The sequence below is a fragment of the Suipraeoptans intestinalis genome (genome assembly GCF_009696485.1).
GTDB classification, from domain to species: Bacteria; Bacillota; Clostridia; order Lachnospirales; family Lachnospiraceae; genus Suipraeoptans; species Suipraeoptans intestinalis.
Genome location: NZ_VULY01000013.1, coordinates 1 through 6,913 on the forward strand (window position 1 = coordinate 1; position 6,913 = coordinate 6,913).

The window sequence follows — 6,913 nt, forward strand, 5'->3', positions numbered from 1 at the left end:
TAACAAAGACGGCGAAGCGATCGCAGATCTGATAGAAGAAGGGTATCAGGTGGCGATCACCACAGCAACGCGCCTCAGGTGGGGATGATCCATACAGCCATGAATGAATTTGGCAAAGAGCACCAGGACTATACGGCAGCGCCCATGTCAGTGTGTTCGGCTATGAGTCAGGGATACATCGGATATGACTTGCAGAAGGCCATTCGAGAAGCATTGTTAAATAGAGGTCTTTATCGGACGGTCAGTACCGTATTGACCCAGGTGATCGTAGATCCCTATGACGAAGCTTTTTACACGCCTACAAAAGTGTTGGGGCGTTATCTGAACGCAGAGGAGGCTGCAAAAGGAGAGGAAAAAGGGAAATTATGTGGTGGAAGAGCCGGGAAAAGGTTTCCGCAGAATCGTAGCGGCGCCCAATCCGGTTGCCATTGTGGAGATTGATGCGATAAAAGCGCTCCTGGATGCAGATCAGGTGGTGATCGCAGCCGGAGGCGGAGGGATCCCTGTGCTGGAGCAGGAGCATCATCTGAAGGGAGCCAGCGCGGTAGTGGAGAAAGATCTGGCGGCCGGGAAGCTGCAGAAGAGACGGATGCAGACGAACTGATTATCCTGACCAGCGTGGAAAAGGTAAAGATCCACATGGGGACAGACAGAGAGGAACAGCTGGAGGAGATCAGCGTGGAGGAAGCAAAAGGCTATATGGAAGAAGGACACTTTGGAGTATATAATATGCTTCCGAAGTTTCGGGCGTCCATTTCCTTTCTGGAGAAACGGGAGGGAAGAAGGGCGATCATCACTTCTTTCGATCATGTAAAAGCTGCGGTTCAGGGAAAAACAGGGACAAGGATCCTGTAAAAAGCCATCAAATATCAAACATGCCAGAAACATTGGAAATAATAGGGTCAATCAGAAACCATCAGCAGTGAAGGCCTCTTTTGTCAGACGGAACCTGACGAAAGGAGTTCACCTCATAGGGCTGATGGTTCTGTTTTACAGGAAATTGTATGTGAGTATGAAAATCAAAGAAAATCCCTGCAAACATGCGGGAAAGCACAGAGAAAGCCAGAGGGAAGGAAGCGGGGCGTCCGGAGCATCTCCGGGGAAGAAAAAGAGGTTGACAAGAAAAAGAGAGAAGTATGATTGTATCAACAAAGCAATACAATAAGACAATATCAGAAACGAGCAGGAAGAGGGGTGCAAAGATGATAGAAATCAAAAATCTGACGAAGGTGTATCGTCTGAACAAAAAGCAGATGATGGAGTTAAAGACGAAGGATCCTAAAAAGACGGCGGTAGGAAATCTGAGCTTTCAGGCGAAAGAGGGAGAGATCTATGGCCTTCTGGGACCAAACGGTGCGGGGAAAGACGACCACGCTCCGCTGTATCGCTACCTTGATTCCTCCTACCGAAGGAGAGATTTATGTGAATGGATACGAGGTGCAGAAGGAGCCCAAGAAAGTCAGGACGCAGATTGGATTTCTGACCAGTGACATTAAACTGGATGAGCAGTTTACAGTAGATTATATGTTTGATTTTTCGGACGGCTGCATGAAGTGGAAAAAGATACTCTTCAACAGAGAAAAGAGGAATTGTTTTCCTATTTTGGGATCGAAGGCTTTGCCCATAAGCAGATCAAGGAGCTTTCCACAGGAATGAAGCAGAAAGCAGCCATTGCAGTGAGTCTGGTACATGATCCCAGGATCGTTATTTTTGACGAACCTACCAACGGATTGGATATCATCACGGCAAGAGGGTAACAGACTATCTGAAAAAGCTGCGGAATGAAGGAAAGCTGATCGTGGTTTCCACCCATATTATGTCGGAAGCACAAAAACTGTGTGACAGGATCGGGATCATTGTGGATGGAGAAATGGTGGCAGAAGGTACGGTGGCAGAACTTCTGCAGCAGACCGGAGCACAGGATCTGGAAGACGCATTTTTCGAATTTTACAGGGAAAAGAAGGGGGAGTAGCGGCATGAAAGGAATCAGAGAAATATTCGGGAAAGAAATGGCGCGGATATTCAGGACAAAAAAATGGTATTTTCTGTCTTTGTATTGCCGGTGGTGATCATGCTGGTTATTTTTTCGGTTGTGGGAATGATGGCGGAACGGAAGCAGAAAGACATCGAGGCACACAAATCCAGGATTTATACACTTCACGCGCCGACAGACTTCAGCAACAGATGGAAGCGTCAGGATTTTTGGCCGAATATACACAGATTGAATCTGAAAAAGAATTTGAGGCGGCAAAGAAGAAGATCAAAGAGGGAGAGATCGATCTGATCGTAAGATTTTCCGATGGATTTGAAGAGCAGACAAAGGCTTACAAAAGAGGGGAGCCTCTTCCCTGGGTCAATACCTACGAAAATCCGTCAGAAGAATATTCGGCCAAGACGTCCTCCTTTGTGAAACAATGCTGGAATCTTATCGTCAGACACTTCTGGTAGAGCGAGTGGAAGATCTGAGGCAATTGACGGTTTTTGAAGTCAACACAGACAACTCTCAGATGTATATTCAGGATAAGGCGAAGGCGACAGGCAAGATGGCGGGAACCATGCTGCCCTACTTTGTAACCGTCTTTTGTTTGGCAGGGGCGATGGGAATCGGAACGGATATGATAGCAGGAGAGAAGGAAAGAGGAACCATGTACAGCCTTCTGGTGACGCCGATCCAGAGAAGCTCTATTGTACTGGGGAAGGTGTTTTCGCTTATGACGATCTCCGGAATTTCCGCAATTGTATATGTGACGGCCCTGGCAGTGGCGGCGAATACGATTTTTAAAGACAAGCTGTCGGGAGCAAACTTCCACCTGGATATTCAGGCGGGGCAGATCGCTATGCTGGGAGTACTGCTATTGTTTATGTCCTTCCTGTATTCTACCATCATTGCACTGATCTCTGTGTTTGCAAAGACGGTGAAAGAAGCAGGAACTTATATTATGCCGGCCTATATGCTGGTGCTGATCATCGGTCTGATCTCCATGTTTCAACAGGAAAACCCCAGGAAAGCCTCTGGTTTGTCCCGTTTTACAACAATGCCATGGCGATTCAGGGAATCATGAGTCAGGAGATCACCTTGTTCCAGTACGGGATCACGGTGGCGGAAACACTGGCATTGGGAGTGATTTGACAGGGGTGATCGTGAAGGCATTTGAGAGTGAGAAGGTCATGTCTAAATAGGAGGATATTTGAAGGAAGAAAAACGGAAGGAACCGGAACTGTAAGGGACAATGGATTGACTTCACGAACCGGACAGGCTATACTGAAACCAACAAAATGAGAAGAGGTTAGACAACATGAAATGTCCTTATTGCAATCACCGGATACAAAAGTAGTGGATTCCAGACCGACGGAGGACGGGAATTCCATCCGAAGACGGAGAGCCTGTGAAATCTCAAAAAGAGGTTCACACTTATGAAAAGTGGAGACGATCCCACTCATCATTATCAAAAGGATAATAACAGGGATCCGTGAAAATGATGAGTGTTCATTCGTCTCCACTTTTCATAAGTGGTGAACCTCTTTTTGCAGATTTCACAGGCTCTCCGTCTTCGGATGGAATTCCCGTCCTCCGTCGGTCTGGAATCCACTACTTTTGTATCCGGGTGATTGCAATAAGGACATTTCATGTTGTCTAACCTCTTCTCATTTTGTTGGTTTCAGTATAGCCTGTCCGGTTCGTGAAGTCAATCCATTGTCCCTTACAGTTCCGGTTCCTTCCGTTTTTCTTCCTTCAAATATCCTCCTATTTAGACATGACCTTCTCACTCTCAAATGCCTTCACGATCACCCCTGTCAAAATCACTCCAATGCCAGTGTTTCCGCCACCGTGATCCGTACTGGAACAAGGTGATCTCCTGACTCATGATTCCTGAATCGCCATGGCATTGTTGTAAAACGGGACAAACCAGAGGCTTTCCTGGGGTTTTCCTGTTGAAAACATGGAGATCAGACCGATGATCAGCACCAGCATATAGGCCGGCATAATATAAGTTCCTGCTTCTTTCACCGTCTTTGCAAACACAGAGATCAGTGCAATGATGGTAGAATACAGGAAGGACATAAACAATAGCAGTACTCCCAGCATAGCGATCTGCCCCGCCTGAATATCCAGGTGGAAGTTTGCTCCCGACAGCTTGTCTTAAAAATCGTATTCGCCGCCACTGCCAGGGCCGTCACATATACAATTGCGGAAATTCCGGAGATCGTCATAAGCGAAAACACCTTCCCCAGTACAATAGAGCTTCTCTGGATCGGCGTCACCAGAAGGCTGTACATGGTTCCTCTTTCCTTCTCTCCTGCTATCATATCCGTTCCGATTCCCATCGCCCTGCAAACAAAAGACGGTTACAAGTAGGGCAGCATGGTTCCCGCCATCTTGCCTGTCGCCTTCGCCTTATCCTGAATATACATCTGAGAGTTGTCTGTGTTGACTTCAAAAACCGTCAATTGCCTCAGATCTTCCACTCGCTCTACAGAAGTGTCTGACGATAAGATTCCAGCATTGTTTTCACAAAGGAGGACGTCTTGGCCGAATATTCTTCTGACGGATTTTCGTAGGTATTGACCCAGGGAAGAGGCTCCCTTCTTTGTAAGCCTTTGTCTGCTCTTCAAATCCATCGGAAATCTTACGATCAGATCGATCTCTCCCTCTTTGATCTTCTTCTTTGCCGCCTCAAATTCTTTTTCAGATTCAATCTGTGTATATTCGGCCAAAAATCCTGACGCTTCCATCTGTTGCTGAAAGTCTGTCGGCGCGTGAAGTGTATAAATCCTGGATTTGTGTGCCTCGATGTCTTTCTGCTTCCGTTCCGCCATCATTCCCACAACCGAAAAAATAACCAGCATGATCACCACCGGCAATACAAAGACAGAAAATACCATTTTTTGTCCCTGAATATCCGCGCCATTTCTTTCCCGAATATTTCTCTGATTCCTTTCATGCCGCTACTCCCCCTTCTTTTCCCTGTAAAATTCGAAAAATGCGTCTTCCAGATCCTGTGCTCCGGTCTGCTGGCAGAAGTTCTGCCACCGTACCTTCTGCCACCATTTCTCCATCCACAATGATCCCGATCCTGTCACACAGTTTTGTGCTTCCGACATAATATGGGTGAAACCACGATCAGCTTTCCTTCATTCCGCAGCTTTTTCAGATAGTCTGTTACCCCTCTTGCCGTGATGATATCCAATCCGTTGGTAGGTTCGTCAAAAATAACGATCCTGGGATCATGTACCAGACTCACTGCAATGGCTGCTTTCTGCTTCATTCCTGTGGAAAGCTCCTTGATCTGCTTATGGGCAAAGCCTTCGATCCCAAAATAGGAAAACAATTCCTCTTTTCTCTGTTGAAGAGTATCTTTTTCCACTTCATGCAGCCGTCCGAAAAAATCAAACATATAATCTACTGTAAACTGCTCATCCAGTTTAATGTCACTGGTCAGAAATCCAATCTGCGTCCTGACTTTCTTGGGCTCCTTCTGCACCTCGTATCCATTCACATAAATCTCTCCTTTCGGTAGGAGGAATCAAGGTAGCGATACAGCGGAGCGTGGTCGTCTTTCCCGCACCGTTTGGTCCCAGAAGGCCATAGATCTCTCCCTCTTTCGCCTGAAAGCTCAGATTCCTACCGCCGTCTTTTTAGGATCCTTGTCTTTAACTCCATCATCTGCTTTTTGTTCAGACGATACACCTTCGTCAGATTTTTGATTTCTATCATCTTTGCACCCCTCTTCCTGCTCGTTTCTGATATTGTCTTATTGTATTGCTTTGTTGATACAATCATACTTCCTCTCTTTTTTCTTGTCAACCTCTTTTTCTTCCCCGAGATGCTCCGGACGCCCGCTTCCTTCCCTCTGGCTTTCTCTGTGCTTTCCCGCATGTTTGCAGGGATTTTCTTTGATTTTCATACTCACATACAATTTCCTGTAAAACAGAACCATCAGCCCTATGAGGTGAACTCCTTTCGTCAGGTTCCGTCTGACAAAAGAGGCCTTCACTGCTGATGGTTTCTGATTGACCTATTATTTCCAATGTTTCTGGCATGTTTGATATTTGATGGCTTTTACAGGATCCTTGTCCCTGTTTTCCCTGAACCGCAGCTTTTACATGATCGAAAGAAGTGATGATCGCCCTTCTTCCCTCCCGTTTCTCCAGAAAGGAAATGGACGCCCGAAACTTCGGAAGCATATTATATACTCCAAAGTGTCCTTCTTCCATATAGCCTTTTGCTTCCTCCACGCTGATCTCCTCCAGCTGTTCCTCTCTGTCTGTCCCCATGTGGATCTTTACCTTTTCCACGCTGGTCAGGATAATCAGTTCGTCTGCATCCGTCTCTTCTGCCAGCTTCCCGGCCGCCAGATCTTTCTCCACTACCGCGCTGGCTCCCTTCAGATGATGCTCCTGCTCCAGCACAGGGATCCCTCCGCCTCCGGCTGCGATCACCACCTGATCTGCATCCAGGAGCGCTTTTATCGCATCAATCTCCACAATGGCAACCGGATTGGGCGCCGCTACGATTCTGCGGAAACCTTTTCCCGGCTCTTCCACCACATAATTTCCCTTTTTCCTCTCCTTTGCAGCCTCCTCTGCGTTCAGATAACGCCCAACACTTTTGTAGGCGTGTAAAAAGCTTCGTCATAGGGATCTACGATCACCTGGGTCAATACGGTACTGACCGTCCGATAAAGACCTCTATTTAACAATGCTTCTCGAATGGCCTTCTGCAAGTCATATCCGATGTATCCCTGACTCATAGCCGAACACACTGACATGGGCGCTGCCGTATAGTCCTGGTGCTCTTTGCCAAATTCATTCATGGCTGTATGGATCATCCCCACCTGAGGCGCGTTGCTGTGGGTGATCGCCACCTGATACCCTTCTTCTATCAGATCTGCGATCGCTTCCGCCGTCTTTG

Annotated in this window: 8 protein-coding genes and 5 pseudogenes; 6 read left to right on the forward strand and 7 right to left on the reverse strand. The window is 47.0% G+C overall.

Annotated features, from left to right (window positions below):
* The 6 genes and pseudogenes from arcC (FYJ34_RS15085) to FYJ34_RS15490 form a co-directional block, all read left to right on the forward strand.
* Positions 1 to 855, forward strand: a pseudogene (gene arcC, locus FYJ34_RS15085) (carbamate kinase); the annotation flags it as partial.
* Between the two features lie 151 nt (positions 856 to 1,006).
* Positions 1,007 to 1,165 carry a hypothetical protein gene (locus FYJ34_RS00560; protein WP_154475317.1) on the forward strand — a complete coding sequence of 53 codons (159 nt, stop codon included), beginning with the start codon at positions 1,007 to 1,009 and terminating at the stop codon, positions 1,163 to 1,165.
* Between the two features lie 37 nt (positions 1,166 to 1,202).
* Positions 1,203 to 1,972 (forward strand): annotated as a pseudogene (locus tag FYJ34_RS15090) (ABC transporter ATP-binding protein).
* A gap of 230 nt (positions 1,973 to 2,202) precedes the next feature.
* Complete coding sequence (locus FYJ34_RS12985; protein WP_235899144.1) at positions 2,203 to 2,448, forward strand: hypothetical protein; 246 nt, start codon at positions 2,203 to 2,205, stop codon at positions 2,446 to 2,448.
* Positions 2,415 to 3,062, forward strand: coding sequence for an ABC transporter permease subunit (locus tag FYJ34_RS12990; RefSeq protein WP_235899145.1), 648 nt, complete (start codon positions 2,415 to 2,417; stop codon positions 3,060 to 3,062). Before FYJ34_RS12985 ends, FYJ34_RS12990 begins: the two co-directional genes overlap by 34 nt.
* Before the next feature lie 234 nt (positions 3,063 to 3,296).
* Positions 3,297 to 3,454: pseudogene (locus FYJ34_RS15490) on the forward strand (NrdR family transcriptional regulator); the annotation flags it as partial.
* Positions 3,455 to 3,488: 34 nt separating this feature from the next.
* Here the strand turns inward: FYJ34_RS15490 and FYJ34_RS15095 are convergent.
* The 7 genes and pseudogenes from FYJ34_RS15095 to arcC (FYJ34_RS15110) all read right to left on the reverse strand — a co-directional run.
* Positions 3,489 to 3,629: pseudogene (locus FYJ34_RS15095) on the reverse strand (NrdR family transcriptional regulator); the annotation flags it as partial.
* Between the two features lie 233 nt (positions 3,630 to 3,862).
* Complete coding sequence (locus tag FYJ34_RS13000) at positions 3,863 to 4,087, reverse strand: hypothetical protein (RefSeq protein WP_235899148.1); 225 nt, start codon at positions 4,085 to 4,087, stop codon at positions 3,863 to 3,865.
* Positions 4,030 to 4,326: an ABC transporter permease subunit gene (locus FYJ34_RS15100; RefSeq protein ID WP_334296359.1), complete on the reverse strand. Its 297-nt coding sequence runs from the start codon at positions 4,324 to 4,326 to the stop codon at positions 4,030 to 4,032. Before FYJ34_RS15100 ends, FYJ34_RS13000 begins: the two co-directional genes overlap by 58 nt.
* A gap of 21 nt (positions 4,327 to 4,347) precedes the next feature.
* Positions 4,348 to 4,884 carry an ABC transporter permease gene (locus FYJ34_RS13010; protein WP_235899146.1) on the reverse strand — a complete coding sequence of 179 codons (537 nt, stop codon included), beginning with the start codon at positions 4,882 to 4,884 and terminating at the stop codon, positions 4,348 to 4,350.
* A gap of 194 nt (positions 4,885 to 5,078) precedes the next feature.
* Positions 5,079 to 5,498, reverse strand: coding sequence for an ATP-binding cassette domain-containing protein (locus FYJ34_RS15495; RefSeq protein WP_416389698.1), 420 nt, complete (start codon positions 5,496 to 5,498; stop codon positions 5,079 to 5,081).
* Positions 5,431 to 5,619, reverse strand: coding sequence for an ATP-binding cassette domain-containing protein (locus FYJ34_RS15500; RefSeq protein ID WP_416389699.1), 189 nt, complete (start codon positions 5,617 to 5,619; stop codon positions 5,431 to 5,433). Before FYJ34_RS15500 ends, FYJ34_RS15495 begins: the two co-directional genes overlap by 68 nt.
* Positions 5,620 to 6,075: 456 nt before the next feature.
* Positions 6,076 to 6,913, reverse strand: a pseudogene (arcC, locus tag FYJ34_RS15110) (carbamate kinase); the annotation flags it as partial.

Coding starts and splice junctions, on each gene's coding strand:
- FYJ34_RS12990 (WP_235899145.1), top strand. CDS start 2,415: ATGCTGGAATCTTATCGTCAGACACTTCTGGTAGAGCGAGTGGAAGAT.
- FYJ34_RS13000 (WP_235899148.1), bottom strand. CDS start 4,087: ATGCTGGGAGTACTGCTATTGTTTATGTCCTTCCTGTATTCTACCATC.
- FYJ34_RS15100 (WP_334296359.1), bottom strand. CDS start 4,326: ATGGGAATCGGAACGGATATGATAGCAGGAGAGAAGGAAAGAGGAACC.
- FYJ34_RS13010 (WP_235899146.1), bottom strand. CDS start 4,884: ATGGTATTTTCTGTCTTTGTATTGCCGGTGGTGATCATGCTGGTTATT.